This is a genomic window from Bacteroides sp. CACC 737 (assembly GCF_013874375.1).
Classification (GTDB): domain Bacteria; phylum Bacteroidota; class Bacteroidia; order Bacteroidales; family Bacteroidaceae; genus Bacteroides; species Bacteroides uniformis.
Map to the genome: position 1 here is coordinate 1,834,944 of NZ_CP059408.1, position 16,625 is coordinate 1,851,568.

At 51.8% G+C, this 16,625-nt stretch carries 14 protein-coding genes and 1 pseudogene; 14 read left to right on the forward strand and 1 reads right to left on the reverse strand.

All coding sequences use genetic code 11. The annotated features are described in order from the left end of the window. The first annotated feature begins 244 nt into the window (after positions 1–244). The 6 genes and pseudogenes from dapF (at position 245) to H1A11_RS07945 (ending at position 7,223) form a co-directional block, all read left to right on the forward strand. Positions 245–1,096 (forward strand): diaminopimelate epimerase, encoded by an 852-nt coding sequence (gene dapF, locus H1A11_RS07920; protein WP_181757995.1) that lies wholly within the window; start codon positions 245–247, stop codon positions 1,094–1,096. 52 nt (positions 1,097–1,148) lie between these two features. Further along, entirely contained in the window at positions 1,149–2,381 is a 1,233-nt protein-coding gene (locus H1A11_RS07925; RefSeq protein WP_119961515.1) for an LL-diaminopimelate aminotransferase, read from the forward strand. An 85-nt stretch (positions 2,382–2,466) separates the two neighbouring features. Beyond that, complete coding sequence (locus tag H1A11_RS07930; protein WP_009038319.1) at positions 2,467–3,192, forward strand: hypothetical protein; 726 nt, start codon at positions 2,467–2,469, stop codon at positions 3,190–3,192. Between the two features lie 41 nt (positions 3,193–3,233). Continuing rightward, positions 3,234–3,506: pseudogene (locus H1A11_RS07935) on the forward strand (ammonium transporter); the annotation flags it as partial. Positions 3,507–3,553: 47 nt separating this feature from the next. After that, positions 3,554–5,743 carry a glutamine synthetase III gene (locus H1A11_RS07940; RefSeq protein ID WP_005837309.1) on the forward strand — a complete coding sequence of 730 codons (2,190 nt, stop codon included), beginning with the start codon at positions 3,554–3,556 and terminating at the stop codon, positions 5,741–5,743. 181 nt (positions 5,744–5,924) lie between these two features. Beyond that, on the forward strand, positions 5,925–7,223 hold the full coding sequence (locus H1A11_RS07945; protein WP_138298456.1) for a S28 family serine protease: 1,299 nt from the start codon (positions 5,925–5,927) through the stop codon (positions 7,221–7,223). Between the two features lie 109 nt (positions 7,224–7,332). Here the strand turns inward: H1A11_RS07945 and H1A11_RS07950 are convergent, their stop codons facing one another. After that, the gene (locus tag H1A11_RS07950; protein WP_181757996.1) at positions 7,333–7,917 is read right to left on the reverse strand and encodes an HdeD family acid-resistance protein; all 585 of its coding nucleotides are present in this window, start codon (positions 7,915–7,917) and stop codon (positions 7,333–7,335) included. Between the two features lie 628 nt (positions 7,918–8,545). Between H1A11_RS07950 and trpB the strand changes: the two genes are divergently transcribed. The 8 genes from trpB to ansA all read left to right on the forward strand — a co-directional run bounded on the left by trpB (position 8,546) and on the right by ansA (position 16,559). Next, positions 8,546–9,724: a tryptophan synthase subunit beta gene (trpB, locus tag H1A11_RS07955; protein WP_181758085.1), complete on the forward strand. Its 1,179-nt coding sequence runs from the start codon at positions 8,546–8,548 to the stop codon at positions 9,722–9,724. Between the two features lie 52 nt (positions 9,725–9,776). Next, on the forward strand, positions 9,777–11,177 hold the full coding sequence (locus tag H1A11_RS07960) for an anthranilate synthase component I family protein (protein ID WP_181757997.1): 1,401 nt from the start codon (positions 9,777–9,779) through the stop codon (positions 11,175–11,177). A gap of 118 nt (positions 11,178–11,295) precedes the next feature. Continuing rightward, a complete protein-coding gene (locus H1A11_RS07965) occupies positions 11,296–11,922 on the forward strand; it encodes an aminodeoxychorismate/anthranilate synthase component II (protein WP_057254158.1) in 627 nt (208 codons plus the stop codon). 49 nt (positions 11,923–11,971) lie between these two features. Beyond that, complete coding sequence (trpD, locus tag H1A11_RS07970; protein ID WP_005837316.1) at positions 11,972–12,967, forward strand: anthranilate phosphoribosyltransferase; 996 nt, start codon at positions 11,972–11,974, stop codon at positions 12,965–12,967. Positions 12,968–12,971: 4 nt separating this feature from the next. Beyond that, positions 12,972–13,799 (forward strand): indole-3-glycerol phosphate synthase TrpC, encoded by an 828-nt coding sequence (trpC, locus tag H1A11_RS07975; RefSeq protein WP_181757998.1) that lies wholly within the window; start codon positions 12,972–12,974, stop codon positions 13,797–13,799. Positions 13,800–13,888: 89 nt separating this feature from the next. Next, a complete protein-coding gene (locus H1A11_RS07980; RefSeq protein ID WP_131225274.1) occupies positions 13,889–14,512 on the forward strand; it encodes a phosphoribosylanthranilate isomerase in 624 nt (207 codons plus the stop codon). Between the two features lie 156 nt (positions 14,513–14,668). Further along, positions 14,669–15,451 carry a tryptophan synthase subunit alpha gene (gene trpA, locus H1A11_RS07985; protein WP_181757999.1) on the forward strand — a complete coding sequence of 261 codons (783 nt, stop codon included), beginning with the start codon at positions 14,669–14,671 and terminating at the stop codon, positions 15,449–15,451. A gap of 64 nt (positions 15,452–15,515) precedes the next feature. Further along, complete coding sequence (ansA, locus tag H1A11_RS07990; protein WP_087333088.1) at positions 15,516–16,559, forward strand: asparaginase; 1,044 nt, start codon at positions 15,516–15,518, stop codon at positions 16,557–16,559. Positions 16,560–16,625 lie beyond the last annotated feature (66 nt).

Genomic DNA, 16,625 nt, shown 5'->3' on the forward strand with positions numbered 1-16,625 from the left:
CCTATAAAAAATCTTTTTTCTTATTTTGAATCAAACTAAACTTTCACATGGATTACAATTTATATAAAAACAAAGCCATATGCTTTTAAATTGAAAGCATGACAGTAGATATTCTCATTGAATGAAAGTTTCGCTAAAAATAATAGAAAATAGATATGCTTTACAGTTAATCACAAAACAAAACGTCGTATATTTGCATTAAAATAAAACAAAAGGATATATCAATAAATCAATAAAGGACAAAATGACAAGAGCTATAAAATTCACCAAGATGCACGGTGCCGGAAACGACTACATTTATGTAGATACAACCCAATATCCTATCAGCCATCCGGAAGAGCTTGCGAGGGCATGGAGTGCACCGCATACGGGAATTGGAAGTGACGGTCTGGTACTTATAGGTTCTTCGAACAAGGCCGATTTCAGCATGCGGATATTCAATGCAGACGGCTCGGAGGCCCGGATGTGCGGCAATGCAAGCCGCTGCATCGGAAAATATCTTTTTGACTACGGACTGACCTCCAAAACAGAAATCGCACTCGATACACTGTCAGGTATAAGGATGCTAAACCTGCACTTGGCAGACGGAAAGGTCAACTCTGTAACCGTAGACATGGGCATACCTGCCGACGAACCGGCAGACTACGACGGCAAAGGAGCCAAACCGATGAAAGAACAGCCCATCGAAGTGGACGGAGAACGATATGTAGGGACCACCGTATCCATGGGAAACCCACATCTGGTAATCTTTGTCAATGATATTGAAGCCATCGACCTTACAGTCATCGGTCCCAAACTGGAGAATCACCCTCTCTTCCCCGGACGCATCAATGTGGAATTTGCCCAGATATTGGGAGAAGGAAAAATAAGGATGCGTGTCTGGGAACGAGGCTCGGGCATTACCCAAGCCTGCGGAACCGGAGCTTGTGCCACCGCCGTGGCAGCCTTCCTCACCGGACACGCAGGGAGAGATTCTACCGTCATCATGGACGGAGGCTCACTCAACATCCGATGGGACATCGCCACCAGACATGTCCTGATGACGGGGGAAGCCACCAAAGTATTCGACGGAGAAATAGAATTAATTGAGAATTGATAATGGAAAATGAAGAATTATCCATTATCCACTATCCATTAAAAATAAGAGTATGGCATTAGTTAACGAACATTTTTTAAAGCTACCGGGCAGTTATCTGTTTTCAGACATAGCCAAGAAGGTAAATACTTTCAGGATAACACATCCCAAGCAAGAGGTCATCCGTCTGGGTATCGGAGACGTTACCCGGCCACTGCCACCGGTCTGCATCGAAGCGATGCACAAGGCAGTGGAGGAGATGGCTGACGCACGGACATTCCGTGGATATGGTCCCGAGCAGGGATACGACTTCCTGATAGAAGCCATCCTCAAGCACGATTACCTTCCGCGAGGCATCCACTTCGGTCCTACGGAAATCTTCGTGAACGACGGAGCAAAGAGCGACACGGGAAACATCGGCGACATTCTCCGCCACGACAACAGCGTGGGAGTGACCGACCCTATTTATCCGGTCTATATAGACAGCAACGTGATGTGCGGACGTGCCGGAGTACTGGAGGAAAACTGCCAGTGGAGCAACGTCACCTACATGCCTTGTACCGCCGAGAACGACTTCATCCCGGAGATTCCGGACAAGCGCATCGACATCGTCTACCTCTGCTACCCCAACAACCCCACGGGCACCACCCTGACCAAGCCCGAGCTGAAGAAATGGGTGGACTATGCGCTCGCCAACGACACGCTGATTCTGTTCGATGCCGCCTACGAAGCCTTCATCCGCGAAGACGACGTGCCCCACTCCATCTATGAGATAAAGGGAGCGAAGAAATGCGCCATCGAGTTCCGCAGCTTCTCGAAGACTGCCGGATTCACGGGAGTACGCTGTGGCTACACCGTTGTGCCGAAAGAACTCACTGCCGCCACGCTGGAAGGCGAACGCATCCCACTGAACAAGCTCTGGAACCGCCGCCAATCTACCAAGTTCAACGGTACCAGCTACATCACCCAGCGGGCGGCGGAAGCCATCTACACACCGGAGGGACAGCGGCAGATAAAGGAAACGATAGATTATTATATGGACAATGCCCGGACCATGAAGCAGGGCCTTGAAACGGCCGGGCTGAAAGTCTACGGTGGTGTGAACGCTCCTTACATCTGGCTGAAAACACCCGACGGAACAAGCTCCTGGCGGTTCTTCGAACAAATGCTGTACGAAGCCAATGTAGTGGGCACACCGGGTGTAGGTTTCGGCCCCAGCGGTGAAGGATATATCCGGCTGACGGCCTTCGGCAAACATGAAGATTGCGTGGAAGCCATGAAGCGCATCCGGAAGTGGCTGAAATAAAAAAACAATTGAATTAGCGAGGTACTTGTTATAATCGAGTCGGACTGATCATCCGGAATTTTTCTAAACTTAAAGGTAAAAAGGTATGAAAACAAGAAGTGTAAAATGGGTAATAATGGCAATGGCGCTATTATCAATGGCAATGCCTTTCACGGCAAAGGCTCAGGATAAAGTGGAAGCGTCGGTAGGCGTCGACCTCGTAAGCGGTTACGTGTGGCGTGGCCAGGATTTGGGAGGGGTAAGCCTCCAGCCGAGCGCATCCATCGCCTACAAAGGTTTCTCTCTGGGAGCTTGGGGCTCCGTAGGCATCGAGAGTTCGGACACGAAAGAGTTCGACCTCATACTGGGATATTCAACCGGAGGCTTCAGCGTATCAGTGACGGACTACTGGTACAATGTGACCGGAGATGGGGTGACAGCCAAATACTTCCAGTACGGCGCACACAATGCTGCCAACTCACATCTGTTCGAAGCGCAAATCGGCTATGATTTCGGCCCCGTAGCCGTAAACTGGTACACCAACTTTGCAGGCGACGACGGTGTTGACAAAGACGGTGACCGTGCTTATTCATCCTACATCTCCGTAGCAGCTCCCTTCACACTGGGCGGACTGGACTGGACGGCCGAGATAGGCGCTACCCCTTGGGCCACGGACTTCTATGGAGCCAACGGATTTGCCGTATGCGACGTCAGCCTGGGAGTATCAAAAGACATCAAAATCACCGATTCCTTCTCCCTCCCGTTGTTTGCCAAAGCAACCTGGAATCCAAGGTCTGAAGGTGCATACTTTGTAGTCGGACTAAGCTTCTAAAAGCAAAGAACTATGATTAATACAGTCTCTACAGACTGCGTATGGCCCTTGCCATATCGCTGGTATTCTTCATGCAGCCGGGCTTTGCACTGGTCGAAGCCGGTTTTACAAGAGTAAAAAATACGGCCAATATCCAGATGGAGAACTTCGTTGACTTCATGTTTGGCTGTCTGCTCCACTGGTTCATCGGTTTCGGACTGATGTTCGGTGCAGGCGGATTCATAGGAATGCCCCATTTCTTCGACCTCTCGTTCTACGACGGAGGCGGGCTTCCCACGGAAGGTTTCCTGGTATTCCAGACTGTATTCTACGCTAATGATTTTATGTTTTATTAAACCAACAATTACAACTCTAAGGTATTATGTCAAAATTGAGATTCAGAGTAGTAGAAACGGCGTTCAAGAAGAAACCCGTTGCAGTGGCAGTCCCGGCGGAACGTCCGTCAGAGTATTTTGCCAAGTATGTATTCAACAAGGAGAAGATGTTCCGCTATCTGCCGAGCAAGGTGTATGCCAAACTGACGGATGTGATTGACAACGGAGCTCCGCTGGACCGCAGCATAGCCGACGAGGTTGCCGCAGGTATGAAGAAATGGGCGGTTGAAATGGGGGCGACCCACTATACGCACTGGTTTCATCCGCTGACCGAAGGTACTGCCGAAAAGCACGATGCTTTTGTGGAACACGACGGCAAAGGCGGCGTGATGGAGGAATTCACCGGCAAACTGCTCGTGCAGCAGGAACCGGACGCTTCCAGTTTCCCGAACGGCGGTATCCGCAATACGTTCGAGGCACGTGGCTACTCGGCATGGGACCCCTCCTCCCCGGCATTCATCGTAGACGACACGCTCTGCATCCCGACTATTTTCATCGCCTATACCGGTGAGTCTCTGGACTACAAGGCACCGTTGCTGAAAGCCCTGCGTGCCGTAGACAAGGCTGCCGTCGACGTATGCCACTATTTCAATCCGGAAGTAAAGAAAGTGGTTGCCTATCTGGGCTGGGAGCAGGAATATTTTCTGGTTGACGAAGGGTTGTACGCCGCACGCCCCGACCTGCTGATGACCGGACGCACGCTGATGGGCCATGACAGCGCCAAGAACCAGCAGCTGGAAGACCATTACTTCGGGGCCATCCCCAGCCGTGTGGCCGCTTTCATGAAGGAACTGGAAATCGAAGCGCTGAAACTCGGCATCCCCGTCAAGACCCGTCACAACGAAGTGGCTCCCAACCAGTTCGAGCTGGCTCCCGTCTTCGAGGAATGCAACCTGGCGGTAGACCACAACATGCTCATCATGGCCTTGATGCGTAAAGTGGCACGTAACCACGGTTTCCGCGTACTGCTGCACGAAAAGCCCTTCAAGGGTGTCAACGGTAGCGGCAAGCATAATAACTGGTCGCTGGGTACGGACACCGGTATCCTGCTCCACGCACCCGGCAAACTGCCCGAAGAGAACCTGCGTTTCATCACCTTCGTAGTGAATACGCTGATGGCCGTATACCGTCACAACGGATTGCTGAAAGCCTCCATCTCCAGTGCGACGAACGCCCACCGGCTGGGTGCCAACGAAGCGCCTCCGGCCATCATCTCTTCCTTCCTGGGCAAGCAGTTGAGCCAGGTGCTGGAACACATCGAAGAGAGCACCAAGGACGACCTCGTCAGCCTCAGCGGCAAGCAAGGCATGAAGCTGGACATCCCGCAGATTCCGGAACTGATGATAGACAATACCGACCGCAACCGCACCAGCCCGTTCGCCTTCACCGGCAACCGCTTCGAGTTCCGCGCCGTGGGTTCCGAGGCCAACTGCGCCAGTGCCATGATTGCGCTGAACTCCGCCCTTGCCGAGCAGTTGGTGGAATTCAAGAAAGATGTGGACGAACTGATTGAAAAGGGTGAGCCGAAAATCTCTGCCATCCTCGAAGTCATCCGCCGGTACATCAAAGTCTGCAAACCCATCCACTTTGACGGCAACGGTTACAGCGATGAATGGAAAGCCGAAGCAGCCCGCCGCGGTCTGGACTGCGAGACAAGTGTTCCCGTCATTTTCGACAACTACCTGAAACCGGAGAGCATCCGGATGTTCGAGTCCATCGGTGTCATGACGAAGAAGGAACTGGAAGCCCGCAACGAGGTGAAATGGGAAATGTACACCAAGAAAATACAGATTGAAGCCCGCGTGCTCGGAGATTTGGCCATGAACCACATTATCCCCGTAGCTACACAGTATCAGTCGGATTTGATTGACAACGTCTACAAGATGAAAGACCTGTTCCCCGCAGAGAAGGCTGCAAAACTGTCTGCCAAGAATCTGGAACTCATCGAAGAGATTGCCGACCGTACCGCCTTCATCAAGGAGCATGTGGATGCCATGATCGAGGCGCGCAAAGTGGCCAACAAAATTGAGAGTGAACGTGAAAAAGCCATCGCCTACCACGACAACATCGTACCGATGATGGAGGAAATCCGTTACCACATCGACAAGCTGGAACTCATCGTCGACAATCAGATGTGGACGTTGCCTAAATATCGCGAGTTACTGTTTATAAGATGAAAAATGAAGGATGAAGGATGAATCCTTAATCCCTATCTCATTCTTTTGTTGGTTGTTTTAAGTTTGCAGGGGGGAGAGGTGCCGCGAGGCAGTTCTCTCTCTTTTTTTCGTCCATGCCAACTGTTGGCGGTAAGCGGGAAATAACCTATCTTTGCCCGTCAGATAAAACAATCCTGTCATCATGAAGAATTTACGTAACTGCTATGCAGCGTTCCTGCTGTTTGCCTTGCTGTTCGTTTCGGCTGCTGCCCCGGCACAAACCGATCTGCAGCAAAAACTGGGTCGGATTTCCGCCATTACGGAAACCCGTCCGTTGGAGTCCACCCGGTTCTCCGAGAAGTATGTAACCTATTTCACCCAGCCGTTGGACCACCGTCATCCCGAAAAGGGCAGTTTCCGCCAGCGTGTGATTGTCTCCCACGTCGGCTTCGACCGTCCCACGGTGATTGTAACCGAAGGCTATGGAGCCGCCTATGCCCTCAATCCCAAGTATCGCGAGGAACTTTCAGAGTTGCTCGATGCCAACATGATTTTTGTGGAATACCGTTATTTCCTGGAATCCACCCCTGAGCCTAAAGACTGGCAATACCTCACCGCCGAGAATTCTGCAGACGACCTGCACGCCGTCCGCAACGCCTTTAAAAGCATCTATCCCGGCAAATGGATTGCGACCGGCATCAGCAAGGGCGGACAGACTACCCTGCTCTACCGCACGTTCTATCCGGACGACGTGGATATTTCCGTGCCTTATGTAGCTCCGCTCTGCTACGGGGCGGAAGACGGACGCCACGAGCCTTTCCTCAGGAAAGTGTCTACTCCGGAGGACCGCAAACGGATTGAGGACTTCCAGTTGGAAGTGTTGAAACGGAAAGCCGCACTGCTCCCCCGCTTTGAGAAATATTGCGATGAAAAAGGACTCAAGTTCCGTGCGCCCGTTGAAGAGATATACGACTATTGCGTGCTGGAGTATTCTTTTGCCCTTTGGCAGTGGGGAACTCCCGTCAGCAGCATTCCCGCAACCACGGCCTCGGACGATGAGATATTTGCCCATCTGCTCGACATCAGTAATCCCGACTACTTCATTGCCGACAGTCCCACAGCCTCGTTCTTCGTGCAGGCCGCCCGCGAACTGGGCTATTACGGCTACGATACGAAGCCCTTCAAGAAGTATCTTTCCATCCAATCGAGCAAGGGTTACCTGCACCGCCTCATGCTTCCCGAAGAGCTGAAAGACATGCCCTTCGACAAGACCCTAAGCAAGAAAATCACGAAATTCCTGAAAGAGAATGACCCGAAAATGATATTCATCTACGGACAGAACGACCCGTGGACGGCTGCCGGAGTGACCTGGCTGAAAGGGAAGAAGAACATCCATGTATTCGTAGAGCCCGGCGGAAGCCATCGGGCACGCATCGGCACACTGCCCGACGTTCAAAAGCAAGAAGCCATTTCACTGATAAACAAGTGGCTGCAAGAATAAAAAGAACAGATGGTCCGCTTGATTGAAACAGGCCATCTATTCAATGCAAACAGACCATGCGTTCAGGGCAAACAGACCATCTGTTTACAACCAACGCATGGTCTGTTTTTTATTCTACGATTTCAGCATCTTCAATGTTATTGATTTCTCTTGAAGAGGAGTCCTTTGTACCCGGTGCTTTGGGACGGCGACGCGTAAACTTGAACCAGTTCAGCAGTTCCGAAGCCGCATAGACCAGACTGCTGATACCGATAATGATAAATGCCGTGGAACGTACTCCCGTAGGATTAAACAGCGCCACCAGTCCGGCAATCAGAATCAATACAGGCACCGCATAAAAGCCATACGGCACCGGCATCCAGCGACGGGCAGCAGAAAGCGAGGCAATCTGTTGCACTCCTCCCATCACCAGGATAAATCCCAATACAAATGTCAGCAGGTCGGCAAAGAAACCGGGCATGATAATCAGCCACAAGCCAAACAGCAGGCTGCCCACCCCCTCGATAGGGAAGCGGCGGCGCATCTCCGTGCTCTGTGCAAAGTAGCCTATGATGCTGATGAGCGAAGGCACCAGGAAGATGACACCTATCGTAATCACAAAATAATCACCGGCTTGGTCGGGAAACATCACCAGCACCAAACCGATAACCAGTGCACATATTGCACGCAAAAATGAGTAACTTAATCCTTTCATGAGTCTATGTTTTTTTGCGAAGATACATCTTTATCCGAATAACTCCACATGAAAATCCCGAAAAATCAGTTTACATTCAGCCAGGCATTCATATCTTCGGCCACAAAGAGCCAGTATAATAACAATAGTACAGCAATAACCACGCCTATGGCAACTAAATGTTTTCTATTCATAGTCTGTTCCTTTCTTTTTTTGAATGAATATTCGTTTTTACTACACCTATAAGAACAATATTTCAAGAAAAATGTTTTAATCCGGGAAAAAAGTCATATTTATTTTGGCAGTTAAAACAAAGTGCTTATATTTGTCGCGAAAACGAAGACAGGCTGCACCTCAGCATAAAAAATGAACAAGTTCATTTTATTATACATTCGGTTTGCACTGTCTTTGCCGCTGATAAAACAAAAAAAGTCAATGAAAACAATGTTCGTAAATACATATTGGTGGTGGCACCCGTTACAACTCCGACAGTCGTAAGGGAGCAGCGCTCGTATGTATATATGTAATATATAGTAAAAAACAAAAAGAGCCCTGTCGCACCAAGCGACGGGGCTTTTTTCGTTTAAGCAATAATGCGTTTTGATTTCTGAAATAGTAAATAGTAAATCGTCAAATAGTAAATAACATGATGAATTTCTTAGTTGACAAAGAAGGTTATTACGGAGAGTTCGGCGGGGCATACGTTCCCGAAATCCTCCACAAATGTGTAGAAGAGTTGCAGAACACCTACCTCAAGGTGCTGCAAAGTGAGGACTTCAAGCGTGAATACGACCAGTTGCTGCGCGACTATGTGGGACGCCCTTCCCCACTCTACCTGGCGCACCGCTTGTCCGAGAAGTACGGCTGCCGGATTTACCTCAAGCGTGAAGACCTGAACCACACCGGTGCCCACAAAATCAACAACAGCATCGGGCAGGTATTGCTGGCACGCCGCATGGGCAAGCGCCGCATCATCGCCGAAACCGGAGCCGGACAGCACGGCGTTGCCACAGCCACCGTCTGCGCCCTGATGAATATGGAATGCATCGTCTACATGGGTAAGACCGACGTAGAGCGCCAGCGCGTCAATGTGGAGAAGATGAAGATGCTCGGCGCCACCGTCGTTCCCGTCACCAGCGGCAATATGACGTTGAAGGACGCCACCAACGAAGCCATCCGCGACTGGTGCTGCCATCCGTCGGACACCTACTACGTGATAGGTTCCACCGTCGGCCCGCATCCCTACCCCGACATGGTGGCACGCCTGCAGTCTGTCATCAGCAAAGAAATAAGGAAGCAGCTCCTTGAACACGAGGGACGCGAATGCCCCGATTACCTCATCGCCTGCGTAGGTGGAGGAAGCAATGCAGCCGGCACCATCTATCACTACGTCAACGACCCGCACGTGCAAATCGTCCTCGCCGAAGCCGGCGGAAAAGGCATTGAAACGGGAATGACAGCCGCCACCATTGCCCTCGGCAAGATGGGCATCATCCACGGCTCGCGCACCTACGTCATCCAGAACGAGGACGGACAGATAGAAGAGCCCTATTCCATCTCTGCCGGACTGGACTATCCGGGCATCGGCCCCATGCACGCCAACCTTGCCAAGCAGAAACGTGCCATCGTCCTCGCCGTCAACGACGATGAAGCCATCCGCGCCGCCTACGAACTGACCCGGCTCGAAGGCATCATCCCCGCCCTGGAAAGCGCCCACGCACTGGGTGCGCTGGAGAAGATGAGGTTCAAGCCGACGGACGTGGTGGTGCTGACGGTGTCGGGACGGGGGGATAAGGATATAGAAACGTATTTGAGTGATGAGTTATAAGTGATGAGCTATTTGAAAATACGAGATACAATGAAATAAAATACAAGATACAATGAAACAATATGATTATAAAACAGTCAGCCGCACCATGCTCGGTGACTTGCATACGCCGGTGAGCACGTATCTGAAGGTGCGCGACATCTTTCCGCAGAGCGCACTTATGGAGAGTTCCGACTATCATGGTAGCGAGAACAACCGCTCATTCATCGCTCTGTGTCCGCTGGCAAGTGTCAGCATAGACCACGGCACGGCTATCTTCCGCCTGCCCGACGACAGCCGCGAAGAGCATCCCATAACCGAAGAATACCGGGTGGAAAATGCACTGAACGACTTCCTCGGCCGCTTCCGCGTGGAGGACGAATACAGCAATTACTGCGGACTCTACGGATACACCTCCTTCAATGCTGTCCGCTACTTCGAAAATATCCCCGTGAAGGACAGCCGCGAAGCTACCAACGATGCGCCGGACATGCTGTACATATTATATAAGTACCTCATCGTCTTCAACGACTTCAAGAATGAGATGCTGCTCCTCGAGATGCTGGCGCCCGGCGAGACCAGCGAACTGGACCAGGTACAGAAGGCCATCCATAACCGTAACTACACCGCCTACGATTTCCGCGCCATCGGCCCCACCACCTCTCCGCTTACGGACGAGGAGCACAAGGCGAATATCCGCCGCGGCATCGCCCACTGTCTGCGCGGCGACGTTTTCCAGATAGTCCTCTCCCGCCGGTTCGAGCAGCGTTTCACAGGCGATGACTTCAAGCTCTACCGTGCCCTGCGCAGCATCAACCCTTCTCCCTATCTGTTCTATTTCGACTTCGGGGGCTTCCGCATTTTCGGCTCGTCTCCCGAAACCCATTGCCGCATCGAAGGCCGCCATGCCTATATCGACCCCATTGCCGGAACCACGAAGCGCACCGGCGATGCAGAGCAGGACGCCCTCAATGCCCGGTACCTGCACGACGACCCCAAAGAGAACGCCGAACACGTGATGCTTGTGGACCTTGCCCGCAACGACCTCTCCCGCAACTGCCACGATGTAAAGGTGGACTTCTATAAGGAGATGCAGTATTACAGCCATGTTATCCACCTCGTCAGCCGTGTCAGCGGAACGCTCCGCGAAGAGGCCGCCCCCGTCAAGGCCTTCATCGACACCTTCCCTGCCGGTACCCTGAGCGGCGCCCCGAAAGTACGCGCCATGCAGCTCATCAGCCAGCTGGAACCGCACAACCGTGGAGCCTACGGAGGCTGCATCGGTTTCATCGGACTGAACGGCTCGCTGAACCAGGCGATTACGATTCGTACTTTTGTCAGCCGCAATGGTGTCCTCTGGTTCCAGGCAGGCGGCGGCATCGTAGCCAAGAGCAACGACGAGTACGAACTGCAAGAGGTGAACAACAAGCTCGGCGCACTGAAAAAGGCGATTGAGATGGCGGAAAAAATGTGAGTTCATGTACGATTTGACGATTTACGATGTACGATTTGCCATGCGGCGTACATTGCGCAGCCAAATCGTACATCGTAAATCGTCAAATAGTAAATAAAATAGATTGTAAATACAAAAGATGAAAACAGTTATCATAGACAATTACGACTCCTTCACCTACAACCTTGCCCATCTGGTGAAAGAGCTTGGCGCAGAAGTGGATGTGCTGCGCAACGATAAATTCCGGCTCGAAGAATTGGAGCCATACGATAAAATCATCCTCTCACCCGGCCCCGGTGTCCCCGAGGAAGCCGGACTGTTGCTGGATGTCATCCGCACCTATGCCGGACGGAAACCCATACTCGGTGTCTGTCTGGGCGAACAAGCCATCGGACAAGCGTTCGGTGGAAAGCTGGTCAATCTGGAAGAGGTGTTCCATGGGGTACAGACGGAGATAAGGAGGAAGGAGGAAAGACTAGGGACAAGGGATGAAGGATTAGGGGGAAAGGATTATAAAGGTATTTCTCTCGAAGAAGACTATATCTTCTGCGGTTTACCCAATAGGATTCCCGTCGGACGATACCACTCCTGGGTAGTGGATACGAAGGAGCTTCCCGACGAACTTGCCATTACCGCCATCAGCCCCGAAGGACAAATCATGGCGCTGAAACATCGGGAGTATGACATACACGGCATCCAGTTCCATCCTGAATCGGTACTGACACCCGACGGAAAAACAATCGTAAAAAACTGGCTTTTCAAATGAGGCACTTCAGAAAAAGAGTAAATTCAATCGTCAAATCGTAAATAAATAGATGAAAGCAATACTCACCCGTCTCTTCAATCACGAAGAGCTCACGTCGGAGGAGACCAAACAAATCCTCCTCAACATCACCAAGGAAATGTATCCTGAGGCGCAGATAGCAGCCTTGCTCACTGCCTTCCAGATGCGGAGCATCACTGTGGACGAGCTTATCGGTTTCCGCGAAGCACTGATGGAGACACGCCTTCCCATCGACTTCGCCCCCTATCGCCCCATCGACATTGTAGGTACGGGCGGCGACGGAAAGAACACCTTCAACATCTCCACCTGCGCTTGCTTCGTAGTGGCGGGAGCCGGCTACAAGGTTGCCAAGCACGGCAACTACGGAGCCACTTCCGTGAGCGGAGCCAGCAATGTCATCGAGCAACACGGCGTACGCTTCACCAACAACCCCGACACGCTGAAACGCAGCATGGAGGAGTGCAACATCGCCTACCTTCATGCCCAACTTTTCAACCCGGCGATGAAGTTTGTCGGTCCCGTACGCAAGACGCTGGGAGTACGCACCTTGTTCAATCTGCTCGGCCCACTGGTGAATCCATGCTGCCCGGCATACCAGCTGCTCGGTGTGGCAGACCTCTCGCAGATGCGCCTATACACCAACGTATTCTATAAGCTCGGCATTGACTTTGCCGTAGTCAACAGCCTCGACAGCTACGACGAAATCTCCCTGACGGACGAGTTCAAGGTGATGACCCGCAACTACGAGCGCATCTACCGTCCGCAGGCCCTCGGCTTCAAAGATGCCCGTCCCGAAGAACTCTTCGGTGGCGCATGCAAGGAAGATGCCGCCCGCATCTTCGACAATATCCTTACGGGGCATGCCACACCTGCACAAACGCAATGCGTCATTGTCAACGCCGCCTTTGCCATCCAGGTGATGGAGCCGCAGAAAGAGATTGAAGAGTGCATCGCCATCGCACGCGAATCACTGGATAGCGGACGGGCGCTGGCTACACTGAAAAAATTTATCGAGATTAATAAATGAAGCAATGAAAGATATACTGTCCGAAATCATCGCCCATAAGCAAACAGAGATTGAACTGCAGAAGCAAACCGTCTCTCCGAAGCAGTTGCAGGAGCAAGCCGAAGTCATCATCCGGGAGAATGCGGTCCACCGCCGCAGCATGAAGCAGGCCCTTGCCGCTTCTTCTACAGGAATCATCTCCGAGTTCAAACGCTGTTCACCCTCCAAAGGCTGGATAAACGAGGCTGCCCAAGCAGAGGAAATACCCGCCTCCTACGAAGCCGCCGGCGCCGCCGCCCTCTCCATCCTGACGGATGAGAAGTTCTTCGGCGGTACGCTGCGCGACATCCGCACGGTCCGTCCGCTCGTCCGCATCCCCATTCTGCGCAAGGACTTCATCATCGACGAGTACCAGCTTCTGCAAGCCTGCATCGTAGGTGCCGACGCCGTACTGCTCATTGCCGCCTGCCTCAGTCCGGAGCAGTGCAGCACCCTCACCTCCCAAGCCCACGAACTCGGGCTGGAGGTATTGCTCGAAATCCACAGCCCTTCGGAACTCTCCTATATAAATAAGGAGGTCGACATGGTGGGTGTCAACAACCGCAACCTCGGCTCTTTCGTCACCGATGTGGAAAACTCCTTCCGGATAGCCCGGCAACTGCGCGAAGCCACCCACGGACCGGCATCCCCGCTCCTTGTCTCCGAAAGCGGCATCTCCGACCCCGAAACCATCTGCCGCCTGCGTGCCGCCGGCTTCCGCGGTTTCCTCATCGGCGAAACCTTCATGAAAACAGCCAACCCGGGCGAAACCCTGAAAAAGTTCATCCAAGACAGTCTCTTAATTAATAATTGAAAGTTGAAAGTTGATAATTGTAAATACAAAAGTCTCTCATACAGCGTTACATCGCGCAGCCAAATAGTAAATAGTAAATAGTAAATAAAATGTCTCCTCTCATCAAAGTATGCGGAATGACCGAAGCAGAAAACATCCGCAATGTAGAACTGCAAGGTGCAGATATGATTGGTTTTATCTTCTACCCCAAATCTCCCCGTTGTCTGTGCCAGATGCCCGGGTATCTGCCAGCCTGCGCCAAGCGCGTCGGCGTCTTTGTCAACGAAAGTAAGGAAAACATCCTGATGTATACCGACCGTTTCGGCCTTGACTACATCCAGCTGCATGGCAATGAAGCTCCCGAGTACTGCCGTTCCCTGCGCAATGCAGGCCTGCACCTCATCAAGGCTTTCTCTATCTTGCTGCCCAAGGACCTGCTTTCCGTATCTGCCTACAATGGTCTGTGCGACTATTACCTCTTCGACACCAAGACCCCGCAGTACGGCGGTTCCGGCAACCAGTTCGACTGGAACCTCCTGCACCGCTACAACGGTCCCACCCCGTTCCTGCTCAGCGGCGGCATCAACCCCTACAGCGTAAAAGCCCTCCGGGAGTTCCGCCACCCCTATTTCGCAGGTATCGATATCAACAGCCGTTTCGAAACGGCACCGGGAATAAAGGATGTGGAACGCATCTCAAACTTCCTGAAAGAACTCGATGGGTTTACTATTTGACGATTTACGATTTACCATGTACAATGTACAATTTGCCATGCGGCGTACATTGCGCAGCCAAATAGTAAATAGTAAATTGTAAAATTGTAAATCGTAACATGCAGCATATATTGCGCAGCCAAATAGTAAATAGTAAATTGTAAAATTGTAAATAGTATGTTGAACCGCATTAACCAACTTTTCCAGGACAGCCCCAAGAATCTGCTGTCCATTTACTTTTGTGCAGGCTGTCCCAACCTCGACGGTACTGCCGACGTTATCCGTGCCCTCGAAAGAAACGGAGTCAGCATGATTGAAATCGGAATTCCGTTCAGTGACCCCATGGCCGACGGCATTGTCATCCAGAATGCCGCCACCCGCGCCCTGCACAACGGCATGTCCCTCCGTCTGCTTTTCGAACAATTGCGCGACATCCGTCGCGATGTCCGCATCCCGCTTGTCCTTATGGGATACCTCAATCCCATCATGCAGTTCGGCTTCGAAGCCTTCTGCCAGAAGTGCGTGGAATGCGGCATCGACGGCGTCATTATTCCCGACCTCCCCTTCCGCGATTACGAAGAGAGTTACAAAGCCATCGCTTTGAAGTATGATATCCGTGTCATCATGCTCATTACCCCCGAAACCAGCGAAGCCCGCGTCCGCGAAATAGACGCCCACACCGACGGATTCATCTATCTGGTGTCCAGTGCCGCCACCACCGGTGCCCAAAAAGACTTCGACACCCGGAAGCAAGCCTACTTCAAGAAGATAGAGGATATGAACCTGCGCAATCCACGCATGGTAGGCTTCGGCATCAGCAACAAGCAGACATTCGATGCCGCCTGCGCCCACTCATCCGGTGCCATCATCGGCAGCCGCTTCGTCACGTTGCTCAACGAGAAGGAAGGAGATGCGGAAAAAGCTATCAGGCAGTTGAAAGAAGAGGTAAGAAAGTTATGAGTGATATCACTCATAACTTTTTTCGCTATCTTTGTACCCCAAAAAGAACCCAAATACGAAATTTATGAAAGTCGATTGCCCTTCCGTACTATTGATTTACACTGGTGGAACTATCGGAATGATAGAAAATCCCGAGACCGGTGCGCTTGAGAACTTCAACTTCGACCAACTGCTGCAACATGTTCCCGAACTGAAGCGCTTCAACTACCGCATCTCTTCCTATCAGTTCGACCCGCCTATCGACTCTTCCGATATGGAACCTTCCCTCTGGGCAAAGATTGTAAAAATCATCAACTACAACTACGACAATTTCGACGGCTTCGTCATCCTGCACGGTACCGATACGATGGCCTATACAGCCTCCGCACTCAGCTTCATGCTCGAGAACCTTTCCAAGCCGGTCATCCTCACCGGTTCCCAGCTTCCCATCGGCACCCTGCGCACCGACGGGAAAGAGAACCTCATCACCGCCATTGAAATAGCCGCCGCCAAGCATCCGGACGGTACTCCTATCGTCCCCGAAGTGTGCATCTTCTTCGAGAACGAGCTGATGCGGGGCAACCGTACCACCAAAATCAATGCCGAGAATTTCAATGCTTTCCGCTCCTTCAACTATCCCGCACTGGCAAAGGCAGGCATCCATATCCGTTATAACGAGCACCTCATCCACCGTCCCGACCCGTCACGCCCCATGAAGCCGCACTACCTTTTCGACACCAATGTCGTAGTGCTCACCCTCTTTCCCGGCATCCAGGAAAGCATCATCAACTCCGTGCTTCATGTTCCCGGCCTGAAAGCTGTTGTCCTCAAGACCTTCGGTTCCGGCAATGCCCCCCAGAAAGAATGGTTCATCCGCCAGCTGAAAGAAGCCAGCGAACGTGGCATTGTCATCGTCAACATCACCCAATGCCAAAGTGGCGCCGTCGAGATGGGACGTTACGAAACCGGTCTGCAACTTCTCCAGGCAGGTGTCATCAGCGGCTATGACAGTACCCCCGAATGTGCCGTCACCAAACTCATGTTCCTCCTGGGACACGGACTGGACCAAGCCGAAATCCGCCACCGCATGAATTCCGACCTGGCAGGAGAAATCACCAAGATTCAGTAAAGCAGCAACACAGAGGGTATATAGTTATATTGACAATTTTCAAAATAAACTTGTTTTATCTATTCG

What these genes read in the sequence shown, in the direction of transcription:
- trpA (WP_181757999.1), top strand. Translation starts at nt 14,669, where the DNA reads ATGTTGAACCGCATTAACCAACTTTTCCAGGACAGCCCCAAGAATCTG.
- H1A11_RS07980 (WP_131225274.1), top strand. Translation starts at nt 13,889, where the DNA reads ATGTCTCCTCTCATCAAAGTATGCGGAATGACCGAAGCAGAAAACATC.
- H1A11_RS07965 (WP_057254158.1), top strand. Translation starts at nt 11,296, where the DNA reads ATGAAAACAGTTATCATAGACAATTACGACTCCTTCACCTACAACCTT.
- ansA (WP_087333088.1), top strand. Translation starts at nt 15,516, where the DNA reads ATGAAAGTCGATTGCCCTTCCGTACTATTGATTTACACTGGTGGAACT.
- H1A11_RS07940 (WP_005837309.1), top strand. Translation starts at nt 3,554, where the DNA reads ATGTCAAAATTGAGATTCAGAGTAGTAGAAACGGCGTTCAAGAAGAAA.
- H1A11_RS07925 (WP_119961515.1), top strand. Translation starts at nt 1,149, where the DNA reads ATGGCATTAGTTAACGAACATTTTTTAAAGCTACCGGGCAGTTATCTG.
- trpD (WP_005837316.1), top strand. Translation starts at nt 11,972, where the DNA reads ATGAAAGCAATACTCACCCGTCTCTTCAATCACGAAGAGCTCACGTCG.
- dapF (WP_181757995.1), top strand. Translation starts at nt 245, where the DNA reads ATGACAAGAGCTATAAAATTCACCAAGATGCACGGTGCCGGAAACGAC.
- H1A11_RS07960 (WP_181757997.1), top strand. Translation starts at nt 9,777, where the DNA reads ATGAAACAATATGATTATAAAACAGTCAGCCGCACCATGCTCGGTGAC.
- H1A11_RS07950 (WP_181757996.1), bottom strand. Translation starts at nt 7,917, where the DNA reads ATGAAAGGATTAAGTTACTCATTTTTGCGTGCAATATGTGCACTGGTT.
- H1A11_RS07930 (WP_009038319.1), top strand. Translation starts at nt 2,467, where the DNA reads ATGAAAACAAGAAGTGTAAAATGGGTAATAATGGCAATGGCGCTATTA.
- H1A11_RS07945 (WP_138298456.1), top strand. Translation starts at nt 5,925, where the DNA reads ATGAAGAATTTACGTAACTGCTATGCAGCGTTCCTGCTGTTTGCCTTG.
- trpB (WP_181758085.1), top strand. Translation starts at nt 8,546, where the DNA reads ATGAATTTCTTAGTTGACAAAGAAGGTTATTACGGAGAGTTCGGCGGG.
- trpC (WP_181757998.1), top strand. Translation starts at nt 12,972, where the DNA reads ATGAAAGATATACTGTCCGAAATCATCGCCCATAAGCAAACAGAGATT.